Source organism: Variovorax sp. P2_H12 (assembly GCF_056403395.1).
On the sequence record NZ_JBFUFO010000045.1, the window covers coordinates 1 to 16,357 of the forward strand.

At 68.5% G+C, this 16,357-nt stretch carries 15 protein-coding genes and 1 rRNA gene; 6 read left to right on the forward strand and 10 right to left on the reverse strand.

The window, feature by feature from the left end:
• Positions 1-97, forward strand: a 5S ribosomal RNA gene (gene rrf, locus AC1DYK_RS29040); the annotation flags it as partial.
• 134 nt (positions 98-231) lie between these two features.
• Here the strand turns inward: rrf and AC1DYK_RS29045 are convergent.
• Both AC1DYK_RS29045 and AC1DYK_RS29050 read right to left on the reverse strand, forming a co-directional pair.
• Complete coding sequence (locus AC1DYK_RS29045; RefSeq protein ID WP_478169453.1) at positions 232-1,155, reverse strand: MBL fold metallo-hydrolase; 924 nt, start codon at positions 1,153-1,155, stop codon at positions 232-234.
• Positions 1,152-2,843 carry an AMP-binding protein gene (locus AC1DYK_RS29050; protein ID WP_478169454.1) on the reverse strand — a complete coding sequence of 564 codons (1,692 nt, stop codon included), beginning with the start codon at positions 2,841-2,843 and terminating at the stop codon, positions 1,152-1,154. Before AC1DYK_RS29050 ends, AC1DYK_RS29045 begins: the two co-directional genes overlap by 4 nt.
• Positions 2,844-2,957: 114 nt before the next feature.
• On the opposite strand from AC1DYK_RS29050, the gene AC1DYK_RS29055 reads away from it, so the two are divergent.
• Complete coding sequence (locus AC1DYK_RS29055; RefSeq protein WP_478169455.1) at positions 2,958-3,842, forward strand: esterase/lipase family protein; 885 nt, start codon at positions 2,958-2,960, stop codon at positions 3,840-3,842.
• A 35-nt stretch (positions 3,843-3,877) separates the two neighbouring features.
• On the opposite strand, the gene hppD is transcribed toward AC1DYK_RS29055, so the two are convergent.
• Entirely contained in the window at positions 3,878-5,008 is a 1,131-nt protein-coding gene (hppD, locus tag AC1DYK_RS29060; RefSeq protein WP_478169456.1) for a 4-hydroxyphenylpyruvate dioxygenase, read from the reverse strand.
• Positions 5,009-5,159: 151 nt separating this feature from the next.
• Between hppD and AC1DYK_RS29065 the strand changes: the two genes are divergently transcribed.
• The 4 genes from AC1DYK_RS29065 (at position 5,160) to lnt (ending at position 9,291) form a co-directional block, all read left to right on the forward strand.
• Complete coding sequence (locus AC1DYK_RS29065) at positions 5,160-5,633, forward strand: Lrp/AsnC family transcriptional regulator (RefSeq protein WP_478169457.1); 474 nt, start codon at positions 5,160-5,162, stop codon at positions 5,631-5,633.
• Between the two features lie 106 nt (positions 5,634-5,739).
• Positions 5,740-6,465, forward strand: a complete 726-nt coding sequence (locus tag AC1DYK_RS29070) for an N-acetyltransferase family protein (protein WP_478169458.1) — start codon at positions 5,740-5,742, stop codon at positions 6,463-6,465.
• Positions 6,466-6,805: 340 nt separating this feature from the next.
• Positions 6,806-7,684, forward strand: a complete 879-nt coding sequence (locus AC1DYK_RS29075; RefSeq protein WP_478093947.1) for an HlyC/CorC family transporter — start codon at positions 6,806-6,808, stop codon at positions 7,682-7,684.
• Positions 7,681-9,291 carry an apolipoprotein N-acyltransferase gene (gene lnt, locus AC1DYK_RS29080; protein WP_478169459.1) on the forward strand — a complete coding sequence of 537 codons (1,611 nt, stop codon included), beginning with the start codon at positions 7,681-7,683 and terminating at the stop codon, positions 9,289-9,291. Before AC1DYK_RS29075 ends, lnt begins: the two co-directional genes overlap by 4 nt.
• Here the strand turns inward: lnt and AC1DYK_RS29085 are convergent, their stop codons facing one another.
• Genes AC1DYK_RS29085 through cofE form a run of 7 tightly spaced genes read right to left on the reverse strand, consistent with a single transcriptional unit; the run spans position 9,292 to position 16,344 of the window.
• Positions 9,292-10,533: a diaminopropionate ammonia-lyase gene (locus AC1DYK_RS29085; RefSeq protein WP_478169460.1), complete on the reverse strand. Its 1,242-nt coding sequence runs from the start codon at positions 10,531-10,533 to the stop codon at positions 9,292-9,294.
• A gap of 45 nt (positions 10,534-10,578) precedes the next feature.
• A complete protein-coding gene (locus tag AC1DYK_RS29090) occupies positions 10,579-11,235 on the reverse strand; it encodes a nitroreductase family protein (protein ID WP_478169461.1) in 657 nt (218 codons plus the stop codon).
• The gene (locus AC1DYK_RS29095; protein ID WP_478169462.1) at positions 11,225-11,368 is read right to left on the reverse strand and encodes a hypothetical protein; all 144 of its coding nucleotides are present in this window, start codon (positions 11,366-11,368) and stop codon (positions 11,225-11,227) included. Before AC1DYK_RS29095 ends, AC1DYK_RS29090 begins: the two co-directional genes overlap by 11 nt.
• A 29-nt stretch (positions 11,369-11,397) precedes the next feature.
• Positions 11,398-13,836, reverse strand: coding sequence for a 5-amino-6-(D-ribitylamino)uracil--L-tyrosine 4-hydroxyphenyl transferase CofH (gene cofH / locus AC1DYK_RS29100; RefSeq protein WP_478169463.1), 2,439 nt, complete (start codon positions 13,834-13,836; stop codon positions 11,398-11,400).
• Entirely contained in the window at positions 13,833-14,567 is a 735-nt protein-coding gene (gene cofC, locus AC1DYK_RS29105) for a 2-phospho-L-lactate guanylyltransferase (protein WP_478169464.1), read from the reverse strand. The genes cofH and cofC overlap by 4 nt, the downstream gene beginning before the upstream one ends.
• Positions 14,567-15,577, reverse strand: a complete 1,011-nt coding sequence (gene cofD, locus AC1DYK_RS29110; protein WP_478169465.1) for a 2-phospho-L-lactate transferase — start codon at positions 15,575-15,577, stop codon at positions 14,567-14,569. The genes cofC and cofD overlap by 1 nt, the downstream gene beginning before the upstream one ends.
• A complete protein-coding gene (cofE, locus tag AC1DYK_RS29115) occupies positions 15,574-16,344 on the reverse strand; it encodes a coenzyme F420-0:L-glutamate ligase (RefSeq protein WP_478169466.1) in 771 nt (256 codons plus the stop codon). Before cofE ends, cofD begins: the two co-directional genes overlap by 4 nt.
• Positions 16,345-16,357: the final 13 nt, after the last annotated feature.

Genomic DNA, 16,357 nt, shown 5'->3' on the forward strand with positions numbered 1-16,357 from the left:
AGGTGGTCCCACTCCTTCCCATCCCGAACAGGACAGTGAAACGCCTCAGCGCCGATGATAGTGCGGGTTCCCGTGTGAAAGTAGGTCATCGTCAGGCTCTTACAGCCCCAAATAGCCCAGCCCCTCAAAAGGCTGGGCTTTTTGCGTTTCGCTTTCTGACGATCAAATCGACGATTCAGCGATTCAGCGATTCAGCGATTCAGCGATTCAGCGATTCAGCGATTCAGCGATTCAGCGATTCAGAATTCTCGAATCCTCTACCGATGCAGCTCCGACCGCGATGAGCTCATCCACAACGCCTGCCATTAGCGGATTCAGTGTGAGCGCGCCAAAAAAGCGCGCCCGGATCGTCTCGAAATAGGGGGTCTGCGCGAGCCACACGTTCCATTCGGCCTGGCCGACGGACTGCAGTTCGAGCAGCTTGAACTTCAACAAGACCTTGAGCGCATGCCGCGCATGCTTGACCGGGTCGCGCGCAAAGTCGTCGAGCCTGCTGCGGGCCTTTCGCAGGGCGCCCGGCGCGTCATGAAAGACGCTCCCGTGCCCGGGAATCACGTGCAGCGGCCCGAGCGACTCGATCAGGTCCAGCGTCGCGGCGACCTCTTCGAACGACGCTTCGCCGAGCAGTTCGGGAAACACCACTCCGAAGCCGTTCTCCCAGAGCGCATCGGCGGAGATCAGGGTCTTCGATGCCGGTTCGAAGAGGATGACCGAGTGCGGATCATGGCCCTTGGCGGCATGAATTTCCCAGGCGAGGTCGCCCAGCTGCATCTGCTGCCCGGGTTCGAGCAGGCCGTCGAAGCGGAAGCGGTCGCAGCACTGGCCGGTCGCGCGAAAACTCAAGGCGTCCTCGTCCCAGCGCTGCACCGACGCGGCCTCCCCGGGCGGGATCAGGCAGCGGACCGCCGGATAGCGTCGCTGCAGAGCCGCGTTGCCGCCGCAGTGGTCGCTGTGCAGGTGTGTGTTCAGCAGGTCGTCGAGGGGTCGCCCGCCCAGCGCGCTCTCGATCAGCGCCACGGTCTGCGCCGAGTGGGTCACGTAGCCGGTGTCGACCAGGGCCGTCTGATCACGCCCCGTGAAGAGGATGTTGTTGGCCGACAGCCAGCCCCGTTCGAAGACCTGGAGCTGCGCCGGAAGTCCGTCGGCGGCTCTCAAGACGTCGCGCCCGGCCGCAATTGCCGCCGCAGGATCTTGCCGACGTTGGTCTTGGGCAGCGCATCGCGGAATTCGATCTGCTTGGGCCGCTTGTAGCCAGTGAGCTGGTCGTGGCAGTAGCGCATGACGGACTCCTCGGTCAACGCCGGGTCCTTGCGGACCACGAAGACCTTGATGGCCTCGCCCTGCTTCTCGTCGGGGACACCGATCGCGGCGCACTCGATCACGCCGGGGCACAGCGAGATCACGTTTTCGAGTTCATTCGGATAGACGTTGAAGCCGCTGACGATGATCATGTCCTTCTTGCGATCCACGATCCGGCTGTAGCCATCCTCCTGCATCACCGCGATATCGCCGGTGCGCATGAAGCCATCGGCAGTGAACGCCGCCGCGGTCTCGGCAGGCTGGTTGTAGTAGCCGACCATCACATTCGGCCCCTTGATGCAGAGTTCGCCGGCCTCGCCCGCGGGCAGCGACCGGCCTTCGTCATCCTTGATCGCGATCTCGATGCTCGGCAAGGGCAGGCCGATGTTGCCCGTGTAGGCGGTGTTGGTCACCGGATTGTTGGTGCCGATCGCGCAGGTCTCGCTCATGCCCCAGCCCTCGATCATCGGACAGCCGGTGACTTCGGCCCATTTGCGCGCGGTGCCCTCGGAGGCCGCCATGCCGCCGGCCTGCGAGACGAACAGCTTCGAGAAATCGAGCGTCTTGAACTCGGGGTGGACCAGCAATGCGTTGAAAAGGGTGTTCACGGCCGGTAGCATGTGGAAGGGCCGCTTCTTCAGCACCGCGATGAACTTGGCCGTGTCGCGCGGGTTCGGGATCAGCGTGAGATGCGAGCCCTGGCGGATCGCGAGCAGGCACAAGGTCAGGGCGAAGATGTGATACAGCGGCAACGCGGCGATGCTGTTGACCTTGGACAGGTCGCCGGCACGCCCGAGCGCCGGCGTGAACCAGGCCTCGGCCTGCAGCGTCGCGGCCACGATGTTGCGATGCGTGAGCACCGCACCTTTCGAGAGCCCGGTGGTGCCCCCGGTGTATTGCAGGAAGGCGATCGAGTCGAGCGTGCTCGGGTCGGCCGCCAGCGCGCGACCGCGGCCGGCGGCGATCGCCTTGGGGAAGGGCGTGACCGTGCGGCCGTCGGACAGCGCGATCTTGTAGGGCGGCACCATCTTGGCGAGGTGCCGCACCGCCACCGTGATCCAGGCGCCGTAGAGCCCGCCCAGCAGGTCGCCCATCGCGGTCACGACGACGTGCTTGATGGCGGTGCGATCGATCACCTGCTCAAGCGTGGAGGCGAAGTTCTCGAGGATCACGATCGCGGTGGCGCCCGAGTCCGTGAGCTGGTGCTCGAGTTCGCGCGCCGTGTACAGCGGGTTGACGTTGACACAGGTGTAGCCTGCGCGCAGCACGCCGCAGATCGTGACCGCGAACTGCGGCACGTTGGGAAGCATCACCGCGACGCGTGCACCGGGCTCGAGCCCGAGGGACTGCAGCCAGACGCCCATCGCGCTCGACAGCGTGTCGAGCTCGCCATAGGACATCCATTGCTCCATGCAGACCGAGAAGGGCCGCTCGGCATAGCGCTTGAACGATTCGTCGAAGAGCTGGCCCAGCGAACGGTACTGTTCGGGGTGGACTTCGTGTGGCACGCCGGCCGGGTAGTTCTGAAGCACTGAGGTCTGCATTCGGTCTCCTTTGGCGCGGATTGTCGGAGCGAGCGAGGGGCTGCCGCCAGCGGGCTTGTCCTAGGGTCGGCGCAAGGTGGCGTTCGGCCCTGTCGCGCGTGCGATAGTCGGTGCATGGTTGCACGTGCTCAGCGGTGGTTGGTATTCGGTTGGCTGGTCCTCGCACTGGCGTGGACCGGCTTCTGGTGGGACCGGTCGCCCGCGGCCGCGATCGCCGGGCTGCTGGTGCTGAGTTGCTCCCATGCGGCCTTCCTCGCGCTCGAGTTCGCGTTGAGCCATCGGGTCGGCGCGCACGACCCCGCGCCTCGCGCGAGCACCTGGCAATTCTTCAGGGCATGGCTGGCGGAATGCGTGGCGGCGCCGCGCGTGTTCGGCTGGTACCAGCCCTTTCGCTGGCGCGCGATTCCCGATCATCTGCCGCACGGGCCTCGCCGGGGGGCGGTGCTGATCCATGGGTTCGTCGGCAATCGCGCGTTCTGGAGTCCGTGGCTGCGCGAATTGCGCGCGGCCGACCGCGCCTTCGTGGCGGTCGACCTCGAGCCGGTCTTCGGTTCGATCGATCGCTATGTGCAGACCATCGAGGCCGCCATCGTGCGCGTGACCGCGGCGACAGGCCTGCCGCCGGTCCTGATCTGCCACAGCATGGGCGGGCTCGCGGCCCGTGCCTGGCTGCGCAATGCCGATGGCGCGCGCGTGCATCGCATCCTGACCATCGGCACGCCGCACCGAGGCACCTGGCTGGCGCGCTTCGGTCGCACCGTCAACGGTCGGCAGATGCGCATGGGGGGCGAGTGGCTGCAACGGATCGACTGCGAGCGGGCGAGCCCCCGGCAAGTGCCTTTCACCTGCTGGCATTCGAACTGCGACAACATCGTCTTTCCTGCCTCGGTGGCCACGCTGCCGGGCGCGGACAACCGGCTCGCCGCAGGGCGGGGGCATGTGGAGATGGCCTTCGACGACCAGATCAGACGGGAGTCCCTCGCACTGCTCGATGGCTGAGGCCATCGCCTCCGATCGAAGGCGGGCCTGGCAGCCTACTGCGCGGCGGCGAGCACGCCGCGGCGGATCTGGTCGAGCTCGATGCTCTCGAACAACGCCTTGAAATTGCCTTCGCCGAAACCGTCGTCGCCCTTGCGCTGGATGAACTCGAAGAAGATCGGACCGAGCTGGTTCTCGCTGAAGATCTGCAGCAGCAGCGCGCCCTTCTTGCCATCCACCAGGATCTTGCGCTTCTTGAGCTCGGCCACGTTCTCGCCGTGGCCCGGGATGCGCTTGTCGATCAGCTCGTAGTAGGTGTCGACGGTGTCGAGCAGCTTCACGCCCGAGGCGCGCAGCGCGTCGACCGAGTGCGCGAGATCACGCGATCCCATGGCGATGTGCTGGATCCCTTCGCCGTGGTAGCTGTCCAGGTACTCCTGGATCTGCCCGGCCTTTTCGTTGCCTTCCTCGTTGATCGGGATGCGGATCTTGCCGCAGGGGCTGGTCATGGCCTTGCTCTTGACGCCCGTGACCTGGCCTTCGATGTCGAAGTAGCGGATCTCGCGGAAGTTGAAAAGGCGTTCGTAGAAGTCGGCCCATTCCTTCAGGCGACCGCGGTGCACGTTGTGCGTCAGGTGGTCGATATAGGTGAGGCCATGGCCTTCGGGCGCCAGCGCCTCGACCGCCGAGAGGCCGGGCAGCGCCTCGAAATCGACGTCATAGAAGCCGATGTTGCCGATGTCGCCCGGCGCTGCGCCGTTCTTGCCGCGCCAGCGGTCGACGAAGTAGATCAGGCTGTCGCCGATGCCCTTGATGGCCGGGATGTTGAGCTCGCCCGGACCGGCGCCCGGGGCGAAACCCCAGGCGCCGAGGCCGATCGCGCGCTCGTAGGCCGCCTTGGCGTCCTGCACGCGAAAGGCGATCGCGCAGATGCTCGGACCGTGCTGGCGCGCGAAGCGCTGGGCGAAGGAGTCGGGCTCGGAGTTGATGATGAAGTTGATCGTGCCCTGGCGGTAGAGCAGCACGTTCTTGTGGCGGTGCTTGGCGATCGGCTTGAAGCCCATCTGCTCGAAGACGCGGCCCATGGCGGCCGGATCGGGTGCGGCGTATTCGATGAACTCGAAGCCGTCGGTGCCCATGGGGTTCTCCCAGGGCGTGAAGGCGGGGGTGTCGGTGGTGCTCGTCATGGTGGCTCTCCGTGGGGGCGAGGTGGATTCAGTGTGCCGCCGCGGGGTGGCTGGCGTCCATGGGGAACTGTAAAAGCGCCAGCCCTCATGATTTCGGCGTTGTTGGGCCTCGATTCGCCATTTCACGCAGGAAACATGCAAAATTCAAAGTATGGATGCACTTGACAAGATCGATCGCCACATTCTGCGCACGCTGCAGTCCGATGGCCGCGCCACCTACGACCAATTGGCCGAACAGGTCAGCCTGTCGCCCAGCGCGGTGCTGCGACGGGTCAAGCGGCTGGAGGAGAGCCGGGTGATCGACCGCTACGTCGCCCTGGTCAAGCCCGAGGCGGTGGGTTTGGGGCTCACGGCCTACCTCAACGTGCGGCTCGAGAAGCTCACCGAGAGCCATAAGCGAAATCCAATGGACTTGTTTCGCGCCAGCGTGCAGACTTGGCCCGAGGTCGTCGAATGCGCGGCATTGACCGGGGAGATGGACTATCTGCTGCGCGTCGTGGTGGCCGACATGGCGCACTACAGCCGGTTCATCATGAACACCCTGCTCAAGCACCCCAGCGTCCAGGATTGCAAGACCAGCTTCGTGCTCGATCGGGTCAAGGCGACGACCGCAGTGCCGGTGTAACAACCCGATTCGAAAGATCGTCGACGGCTGGGCATTTGTCCGCGAATGGTGAGCCCGGCAATCCCCGTCCCCTTGTAGGTTTAGGGAAAACCCTTATATTCGATGCATGTTCACCGCCAAGGCCCTCCTCATAGCCTCGCTCGGCGTCGGCTCGTTCCTGAAGGCGCCGATGGTTGAGGCGCAACCGCGCGCCGCCGCGCCGCATCCCGTGATGGTGCCGATCCGCTCGATCGGCCCGCGTGAGCGCGACCGCATCGCTCAACACCTGCTCGACCTGCCCCCGCACGACCGCTACCTGCGCTTCGGCTATGCGGCCTCCGACGAGCAGATCCAACGCTACGTCGACGGGCTCGATTTCGAGCGCGACGAACTGTTCGGCATCTACAACCGCCGGCTCGACCTGATCGCGATGGCCCACCTGGCTTTCGCGCCGGCCGACCAGCAGCAGGACTGCGCCGAGTTCGGCGTCTCGGTGTCCGTGCACGCTCGCGGGCGCGGCTATGGCGCACGCCTGTTCGAGCGCGCGGTGGTCGTGGCGCGCAACGAGGGCGTGGGCATGCTGTTCATCCATGCGCTGAGCGAAAACGCCGCCATGCTGAAGATCGCGCGCAATGCCGGCGCCACCGTGGTGCGCAGTGGCTCCGAGTCCGAGGCCCATCTCGAACTGCCCGCTGCGACCTTCGACAGCCGCATGAGCGAGATCGCACTGCAGCACTTCGCGCAGGTGGACTACCAGCTCAAGACGCGCGCCAAGCAGTTCTGGTCCTTCCTGGGCGAACTGCAGGAAATCCGCAGCGGCGTCCGCGCCGCGCGAGACAAATCCGCCGCCTGAAAAAAGAAACACCCCCCGAAGCGCCTGCGGCGCTTCCCCCCTCAAGGGGGGCGATACCGGCGGCCCGGCGAAGCCGGTTCCGCGGTATCTCTGGCATTTGGCTGCGCCGGTTTCGTGCGTCGCGGGTCACGCGATCACGCGGTGGACCACTGAATGGCCGCCCCCTGAAGTCCGGCCGCGCAGCGCGCCGGCCATCCTGGGCCGCCACGGATCCGGCTTTGCCGGGCCGTCGGGGGCGCCCCCTTGAGGGGGAGCCTGCTACACGCAGTGAGCAGGATTCGGGGGTGGGTGATCCCAGGGGTGGGTTATCCTTGCGGTTCCCCAACTCCGCCCTCCCGCAGTGGCCGACCCTCACCCTGATCGCGCGCCCGTCGAACGCGAAGACAAGCGCAGCTTTCTCCAGAAGCTCGCCGAATTCATCCATCCCGGGCCCGATTCCCGCGACGAACTGATCGAGACCCTCGCCGACGCCGAGGACAACGACGTGATCGGCGCCGAGTCGCGCGTCATGCTCGAAGGCGTGCTGCGCATGGCCGACATGACCGCCGGCGACGTGATGGTGGCGGCGCCGCGGATGGACCTGGTCAACATCGACGCGCCGTACGACGCCTTGCTGCACCTGGTGATCGACACCGCCCACTCGCGCTTTCCGGTCTTTGAGGGCGAGAAGGAAAACATCATTGGCATCCTGCTCGCGAAGGACCTGCTCAAGCTGCAGCGCGCGCCGGGACTGAACATCCGTGCGCTGCTGCGCCCGCCGACCTTCGTTCCCGAGAGCAAGGGGCTGAACGACCTGCTGCGCGAGTTCCGCGGCAACCGCAACCACCTGGCGATCGTGATCGACGAGTTCGGCCGCGTGGCGGGCCTGATCACCATCGAGGATGTGCTGGAGCAGATCGTCGGCGAGATCGAGGACGAGTTCGACATCGCCGAGGACGAGGGCGATATCTTCGGCCTCGCGGACCATACCTATCGGGTCTCGGGCGACACACCGATCGAGCGCGTGGCCGAGGCCTTCGGCATCCGCTTCGACGACAAGGCGCTGAGCGAGGCGTTCGACACCATCGGTGGCCTGATCGCGCACGAGATGGGCCATGTGCCCAAGCGCGGCGAACACTACGCCATCGGCGCCTTCGATTTCGTCGTGCTGCACACCAAGGGTGGCGCGGTGCGCTGGTTCAAGGTCTCGCCGGCGCGCGGCGACGACGCGGCCGATTGAAAACCTCGGTTCGCGCGCTGGGCTTCGGGTTCGCGGGGCTGGCCCAGGCGCTCTCGATCGCCGCGCCCTGGGACGGCCAGCCGCTGTGGTGGCTTCAATTGCTGTCGCTGGCCGCGCTGGTCTGGCAGCTCGACGCGCTGCGTCCCGCCGAACGTGCCGCTGTCGACGGCCCGCGGCCATGGCGAGCCGCGGCGTTCCTGGGCTGGGTGTTCGCCACGGCATGGCTTTGCGGCACCTTCTGGTGGCTCTTCATCTCGATGCACACCTATGGCGGCCTGGCGGCACCGCTGGCCGCGGTGGCGGTGTTCGCGCTGGCCGCGGCGCTCTCGCTCTACTACGCGCTCGGCTGCGCCCTGTACGTGGCCTTCGCACCGGCGAGCCCCTTGCGCTCGGCCGCTTTCTTCGCCGCGCTGTGGACGCTGGCCGAACTGTTGCGCGGCAGCTGGTTCACGGGCTTCCCGTGGGGCGCGGGCGGCTATGCGCATGTCGACGGGCCGCTGGCGGTCTATGCGCCGTGGGTGGGCGTCTACGGCATCGGGGCGATCGCCGCCGGTATCGCGACCCTGGTGCCGCTGGCCTTCCGTCATGCGCGCGGGCGCGCCTTCGCGCTGCCTGTCGGGCTGGCGCTGGTGCTGTTCTGCGTGCCGGCGCTGATCGACCTGGCACGCGGCACGCCGACGGACGACGCCGCGCGATCGCGCGGCCGCATCGGCATCGAACTGCTGCAGGGGAACATCCCGCAGGACGAGAAGTTCATCCCGGGCGGCGGCATCGCGACCGCGCTGCAGTGGTATGGCGAGCAGCTGCGCGACGCGAGCGCATCGCTGGTCATCACGCCCGAGACGGCCCTGCCCCTGCTGCCCTCTCAACTGCCGCCGGGCTACCTCGATGCAATCGCGGCGCGCTACGCGAGCGGCACCCAGGCGGCCATCGTCGGCCTGCCGGTCGGCGACGGCCGTTCCTACAGCAATGCGGTGATCGGCTTCCGGCCCGGCGAAGGCACGACCTATCGCTACGAGAAACACCACCTGGTGCCCTTCGGCGAATTCATCCCGGGGCTGTTCCGCTGGTTCACCGACATGATGAACATCCCGCTCGGCGACTTCGCGAGCGGCGGGCTGGCGCAGGCGCCCTTTGCCTGGCAGGGCCAGCGCATCGCGCCGAACATCTGCTACGAGGATCTGTTCGGCGACGAGATCGGTGCCAACTTCCGCAGCGTGGACGATGCGCCCACAGTGCTGCTCAATGTCAGCAACATCGCCTGGTTCGGCGACTCGATCGCGATCGACCAGCATCTGGCGATCTCGCGCATGCGCGCGCTGGAGTTCCAGCGGCCGATGGTGCGCGCCACCAATACCGGGGCGACCGTGGTCATCGACCATCGCGGCCGGGTGACGCACGAACTGCCGCGGCTCACGCGCGGCGTGCTGAAGGCGGAGGTGGAAGGCCGGTCCGGGCGCACGCCCTACGCGGTCTGGGTGTCGCGCTTCGGGCTCTGGCCGCTGTGGGGCCTGGCGCTGGCGGTGGTCGTGGCGACGCTGGCACTGCGACGCCGCGAAGGCCAGCCCGCCGCCGGGCCAAGTGGGGAGCGTGGGCGCCTTGGCTAGCTAGGTCCTGGCCAGCCGGCCGGCCTCGCGGTGCTGCTCGCCGGCTGCCCAGACCTGCTGTGGCGCCTTGCCGACCCACTGCTGGTAGACGCTCGGCGCGGTGGCGCCTTCGGTGGACAGCAGCAGCACGCTCGCGTCGATCCCAAGGCCGGTCTGGCGGCGCAGATCGGCATCGCGCACCAGGTGCGTCAGGCCGGCAAGGCCGGCCACGCCCGACTCGCCGCTGACCAGCGGCATGTCGGCTTCGTTGCCGGCCGCGAGGGTGCGCATGGCTGCGATGGCCTCGTCGTCCTCGATGGTCAGGAAGAAGTCCATCGACGGCTGCAGGAAGCGCCACGCCAGCGGCGAGGTCTCGCCGCAGGCGAGACCGGCCATCACCGAGTCCACCGAGCCCGTGGCGTTGGCGGCCTGGCCGCGGATCGCGCTTTGATAGAGGCAGTCGGCCTGCTGCGGCTCGACCACGATGAAGGTCGGCCGGCGCGCGCCGTACCGCTCCCACAGGTAGCTGGCGACCCCCGCGGCCATGCCGCCCACCCCGCCCTGCAGGAACACGTGGGTGTAGGGGCAGCCGTCGCGCGCTTCGGCGCCGCGCTGTTCGAGGATCTCCGCCGGGATGGTTCCGTAGCCTTGCATGACGTCGCGCGGAATCTCCTCGTAGCCGTCGTACGAGGTGTCGGAAACGACGAACCAGCCGTTTTCGCCAGCCAGGCGCGCCGCTTCCTCGACCGAGGCGTCGTAGTTGCCGGCGATGCGCACGATCGTGGCGCCGTGCGAGGCGATCGAGCGCTCGCGCTCGACGCTGACGTTCTTGTGCAGCACGATCACGCAGCGGCAGCCGATGTCGTGCGCCGCCGCGGCCAGCGCACGGCCGTGGTTGCCGTCGGTGGCGCTGATCACGGTGAAGTCCTGCAGCGCTCGCGCCTGCCTGCCGAGGAACAGATCCTTCGCGGTGAAATTCTTCTGCGGCCATTGGCGCTGGATCAGGCGAACCAGCGCGATCGGCGCGCCGAGCGCCTTGAAGCTGCCGAGCGAGGCCCGCTTCGATTCGTCCTTGAGGTCGATCCGCGCCACGCCCAGCGACCGCGCCAATCCGGCCAGCGACAAGAGCGGCGTGGCCTCGCGCGTGAGTTCGGGCCAGTGCGACAGCCACTCGCGGCTCTCGTGCGCGCGCGCGATGCTCATGACGGCGCGCAGATCGTCGCCGTAGGGCGTTCGGGTCGCGAAGCGGTTGTGGACCAGCATGGGTTTTCCTTTTGAAGAGATAAGCGTAATGGAGGCGCCGTGCGTTCAGTGCGCGTCGCGCAGGCGCATCGCGACGTCGGCCATCGGCTTGCGCACGAAAGGCTTGCCCGCATCGGCCGGGTAGCCGAGCGTGACCATGCCCTGCGGCTCCCAATGGCCGGGCAGCCCGAGCGCGCCACGGACGGTCTCGGGGCAGAACATCGGTGCGCACAGCCAGCAGGCTCCGAGGCCGGCAGCGTGGGCGGTCAGCAGCAGGTTCTGGCCTGCCATCGCGGTGCTCTGCACCGCCATCTGGTGCTCCTTGCGATTGCGCGCGGCATCGGGATAGACGTCCATGTCCTCCATGCTGAGACAGACGACGATCACCGTGGCCGCGCCCGTGATGCGCGCGAAGGAGCGCGCGACATCGGCCTCGATGTCGGCGTTGGGATCGCGGTCGCCGCGCCGGTCCTGGCGCAACTGTTCGCCCATGGCGCAGGCCAGTGCGATCTTGTGCCGACTGGTGTCCAGGATGGCGAAGCGCCAGGGCTGCCGGTTGTGCGCCGACGGCGCGGTGGCGGCGGCTTCGAGCAGCTGGTCGACCAGCTCCGGCGGGACCGGCTTCGGAAGGTAGCGCCGCACCGAGCGGCGCGCCATCCATTGCAGTCGCGTGCTGCCGAGCAGCGCGGCGGCGACCGTGGCGATGCCGAGTTCAGGTTCCATAGTCCTGGCCCCACATGCAGTCCGGCGACGAGTTGCGGATCGCCACGCGTTCGACGATGTCCTTCTCGCGCGCCGTGAGCAGCGCCTCCGACCAGGCCCGGTTGTTCTGCAGAAGATGCGCCAGCGTTCCCATGTCCGACTCGGCTCGTGCGGGGCTGCGGCTCAGGCCGCGCAGCTGCCGTGGGTGGCCGTCGCGGCGGTCGCCTCGCGCTTGCGGAAGTCGATGCGCACCGGCGACACCGGCGTGGTGACGGCGCGCGCCCTGGCCTTGGCATCGGCCGGCGGCGTGCCGTAGGCGGTGGTGCGCTGCAGCGGAATGCGGCCCATCGAACGCAGCATCGCCTCCATGTCCATCGCGGTCATCTCCTGGCCGTGCGAGGCGCCTGCAGCGCGCGAAATGGTTTCGTTCATCAGCGTGCCGCCCATGTCGTTGACGCCGGCGCGCAGGCAGGCCTTCACGCCTTCGGCCCCGAGCTTGACCCAGGAGGCCTGGATGTTCGGAATCACGGGATGCAGCGCCAGCCGGCCCACGGCATGCATCAGCACCGTCTCGCGGAACGACGGCCCGCGCCGCGCCTTGCCCTTGCGGTAGATCGGCGACTCCATGTGCACGAAGGGCAGCGGCACGAACTCGGTGATGCCACCGGTTTCGATCTGCAGCGCGCGCAGGTGCAGCAGGTGGCGCGCCCAGTGTTCGAACTTCTCCATGTGGCCGAACATGATGGTCGAGGTGCTGCGCAGGCCCAGCCCGTGCGCGGTCCGCATCACCTCGAGCCATTGCGCGGTGTCGACCTTGTCGTGGCAGATCACTTGCCGGACCTCGTCGTCGAGGATCTCGGCGGCCGTGCCCGGCAGCGTGCCGAGGCCCGCGTCCTTCAGTTGGACCAGGTAGTCGCGCAGCGGAAGGCCCAGTGTCTTGGCGCCTTGCCATACCTCGAGCGGCGAGAAGGCGTGCACGTGCATGCCCGGCGCCTCGGCCTTGACCGCCCGGCAGATCTCCAGGTAGGTGGCGCCGGTGTAGGCGGGGTGGATGCCGCCCTGCATGCAGACCTCGGTGGCGCCACGGTCCCAGGCCTCGCGCACGCGGCGCTGGATTTCCTCCAGCGGCAGGTCGTAGGGCTTGCCGCGCAGGTCCTCGGTGGTCTTGCCCTTGGCGAAGGCGCAGAACTGGCAGCGGTAGGCGCAGATGTTGGTGTAGTTGATGTTGCGGTTGACGACGAAGCTCACGACCTCGCCGTTCATCTCGCGGCGCAAGGCATCGGCAGCGGCGCAGACGGCGGTGAACTCGTCGCCGCGCGCACGGAAGAGCCGCACGATCTCGGCTTCGCCGAGCGTCTCGCCGGCCTGGGCGCGCGCCAGGATGCGTTCGACCTCCGCGCCGGGCCGGGGGGCAGCGTGGGTGGCGATCAGCTGCAGATCGGCCGCGGGAGGATCTTCATGGGCGCCCGGCGACCAGCTGTCGGTGCGCGGGAAGCCGTCGCTGTCCAGCCGATGCAGCAGTGCGGTGCGCAATGCCGGATCGACCCAGCGCTCGAGCTCGCGCGCATGCGCCGGGTAGAGCGCGAGACGCTCGGTCAGTTCCTTGCCGGCGGCCTTCGTGGCCTTGGCCAGCGCGTCCAGGTGCGGCCAGGGCGCCTCGGGGTTCACGTGGTCCGGCGTGACGGGCGACACGCCGCCCCAGTCGTTGATGCCGGCATCGACCAGCGGGCGCAGCGCGCCCGGGCGCAGGTTCGGTGGCGCCTGGATGTTCATCGACGGATCGAAGATCAGGCGCGCCGCGGCGATGGTCCACAGATGGTCCTCGAGCGTGGGAATGGGCGCGTTGACCATCAGGGTGCCCGCCTTGGGCCGGAAGTTCTGGATGATGATTTCCTGGATGTGGCCGTAGCGCTCGTGCAGCTCGCGCAGGGCCAGCAGGGCATCGATGCGCTCCGTTCGCGTCTCGCCGATGCCGATCAGGATGCCGGTGGTGAAGGGCACGCCGGCTTCGCCGGCCAGGCGGATGGTTTCCAGGCGCGCGGCCGGCTTCTTGTCCGGCGACCCGTGGTGCGGGCCGCCGCGTTCGCAGAGCCGCTCCGAGCTGCTCTCGAGCATGATGCCTTGCGAGATCGACACCTGGCGCAGCCGGCGCAGGTCGTCGAGTTCGAGCAGGCCCGGGTTCAGGTGCGGCAGCAGGCCGGTCTCGTCGTAGACCGCGCGCGCCGCCGCCTCGAGGTACGCCAGCGTGCTGTCGTAACCCATCTTCGCCAGGGCGTCGCTCGCCGCGTGGTAGCGCAGTTCCGGCTTGTCGCCGAGCGTGAAGAGCGCTTCCTTGCAATTCGCCGCCGCGCCCGCGCGGGCGATCTCCAGCACCTTGTCGATCGACAGGTAGGGCGCCTGGCCCTTGCGCGGTGCGTGGGCGAAGGTGCAGTAGTGGCAGACGTCGCGGCACAGCTGGGTCAGCGGAATGAAGACCTTGCGCGAATAGCTGACGACCATGCCATGCGCCGCATCGCGGCGCGCGGCGGCGGCCGGCATCAGCAGGTCCAGCCCCATGTCCACCAGCTGGTAGGCCTCTTCGCGCGACATCGGGTGGTGGGCTGCAAGCATGGACGTGGTCATGGAGTCGGGTCCCTTCGGGTGGAGTGGGTCGGATGCGCCGCCGTGCGGATGGGCATGTGCGGACGCGTTTGGCGCAGCCGGTGCGCGATGCCGCTGCCGGCCAGGTAGGCGTGGGTGCGCAGGCTCGACCGGTCATCGAGGCAGGCGAGCAGATCGTCGGGCCGGTCGATGTCGCGGCCGAAGCGCGGCAGGGTCAACAGCTTCGGCACCAGGCCCAGCGCCAGCGCCGCGTCGCGGTGGCACCGGAAGCTGTCCTCGCCGAAGAGCAGCGGCATCGCGTCGGGCGGCGAGCAGGCCAGCGCATTGGTGCCGCCGTCGCTGCTGGCGGCCACCAGCGTCACGGCCGGCGAACGCCGATGACCGAGCGCGATCAGCTCGATGTCGGCCGAGGTGATCTGCGGCAGGTCGGCCGGCACCACCAGCATGCCGGCGCAGCGCGCGGCGCAAAGGGTGCGCGCCGCGTGCCGCAGGGCCTCGGCGAGCCCGGCTTCGGGCGGGTCGGCCAGCACCTCGGCGCCGGCGCGGCGCGCGATCGCCGCCGCCTCGGGGTCCTGCGTGACGACCAGCGTGCCGGCCACGAAGGGACAGCCCGCCAGCACCTGGAGCACGTCTTCGAACATAGCGCGCGCCAGTCCGGCACGCTCATGCGCGTCCAGCAGCGGTGCCAGGCGTTGCTTGGCGCGCGTGAAGCGCTTGACCGGGATGACGGCCCACAGGAGCGGGGCGTTCATCATGCGATCCGGCGCGCGCTCACGGCGGCCGATTCCTGGCTGAGGGAGTCTGCGAAAGCCAGTACCGCACGTGCCAGCGCGCGCTTGTCGTCGACGTCGTGCATCAGCGTGCGGGTGACGTGCGTCGGGATGTCGAGCGCGTCGGCGTCGGCCGCGTCGCTGCTGTCGATCACCAGGCCGTCGATCAGGCCCGCGTAGTGCGCGGCGATGGTGGCGGAGCTCACGAGGTGGCCGAGTTCGCCCATGATCTTGGCCGTCGGTCCTTTCACGGCCTGCCCGCCGACGATCGGCGAGACGACGACGATCGGCGCGGCCGTGCGCCGCAGTGCCGCGCGCACCCCGGGCACCGCGAGGATCGGATCGATGCTCAGGAAGGGGTTCGACGGGCAGATCACCACCGCGCTCAAGTGCGGATCGGCCAGCGCGCGCGTCAGCGCCGGATTGGCCGAGGCATCGTCGGCGCCGTCGAAGGAGATCGAGGTGACGACCGGTGCGCAGCGATGCTTGACGAAATAGTGCTGGAAGGGCAGGTCGCCCTCGGTGCTGTGGACGATGGTGCGAACCGCTTCGTCGCTCATGGGCAGGAGCTCGGCGCGGATGCCGGCGCGGCGCGCCATGTCGCCCATGATGGCGGTCAGGGTCTCGCCGGCACCCAGTCGGCGCGTGCGCTCCACGTGCAGGGCCAGGTCGCGGTCGCCGAGCGAGAACCAGGCTTCGCCGCCCCATTGCGCGAGTGCCGCCATGAAGTTCCAGCTCTCGTCGGCGCGGCCCCAGCCGCGCGTCGTGTCGCTGAGTCCGCCCAGGGTGTAGAGCACCGTGTCGAGGTCGGGCGAGATGCGCAGGCCGAGGAAGTCGAAGTCGTCGCCGGTGTTCACGGCCACGGTCAGACGGCCCGCGTCGAGCGTGTCTTCCAGGCCCAGCGCGAGCTTGGCGCCGCCGACGCCACCGCACAAGGCCACCACGCGGCCGCGCTTCGACGGCGGCGCGGACGGGTCGAAGGAGGCGCTCATCTGAACATGTCCTGGTGTTTGGGGCGCAGCAGTTCGGCCGCGGGTCGAGCGGGCGCGCTCCAGCGCAGGCCGCGAAGGTGCACGACGGGCCGGCCGGCGTCGGTCTGGCCCATGACCAGCGAGGCGGCAGCGGCGATCTCGTCGGCCAGTGCGATCTCGGTCACGCGCATGGCACGGCCGAACAGGTCGGGCGCGCCGACCATGTCCAGCAATGCGGGCAAGCCGGCGGCGCCGATCGCCACGCCGGTCACGCCCCGGCGCCACGGTCGGCCGAAGCTGTCGTTGACGACCACTGCGAGCGCGACGCCGAAGGCGGCGTCGAGTTGCGCCTTCAGGCGTTCGCAGCTGGCATCGGGGTCGGCCGGCAGCAGCAGCGCGCGTTCGTCGCCGTCGGGGTGATCGATGTTGGACTGGTCGATGCCGGCGTTGGCCATCACCAGGCCCAGCCGGTGCTCGACGATCAGGACGCCGGGGCAGTACTTCACGACGGCGCGGCTCTCGGAGAGGATGAGCTCGACCATGCGCGCGTCCTTGCCGGTCTCGGCCGCCAGGCCGATGGCCCGGCGCGAGGGCACGATGTCGCGCAGGCTGACATAGCGACCCTCGGCCTTCGAGACGATCTTCTGGGCCAGCACCAGCACGTCGGCCTGCTGCGGTGCGATGGCGGCGCGCCGCAGGCTCTCGGCCATCAGGCCGGCCAGGTCGTCACCCGGTGCCACCAGCGGGAAGTCCGGCAGCGCGGTGAGCGCGACGGCTGCGCTTTGCATCTCGGAGCTTCCT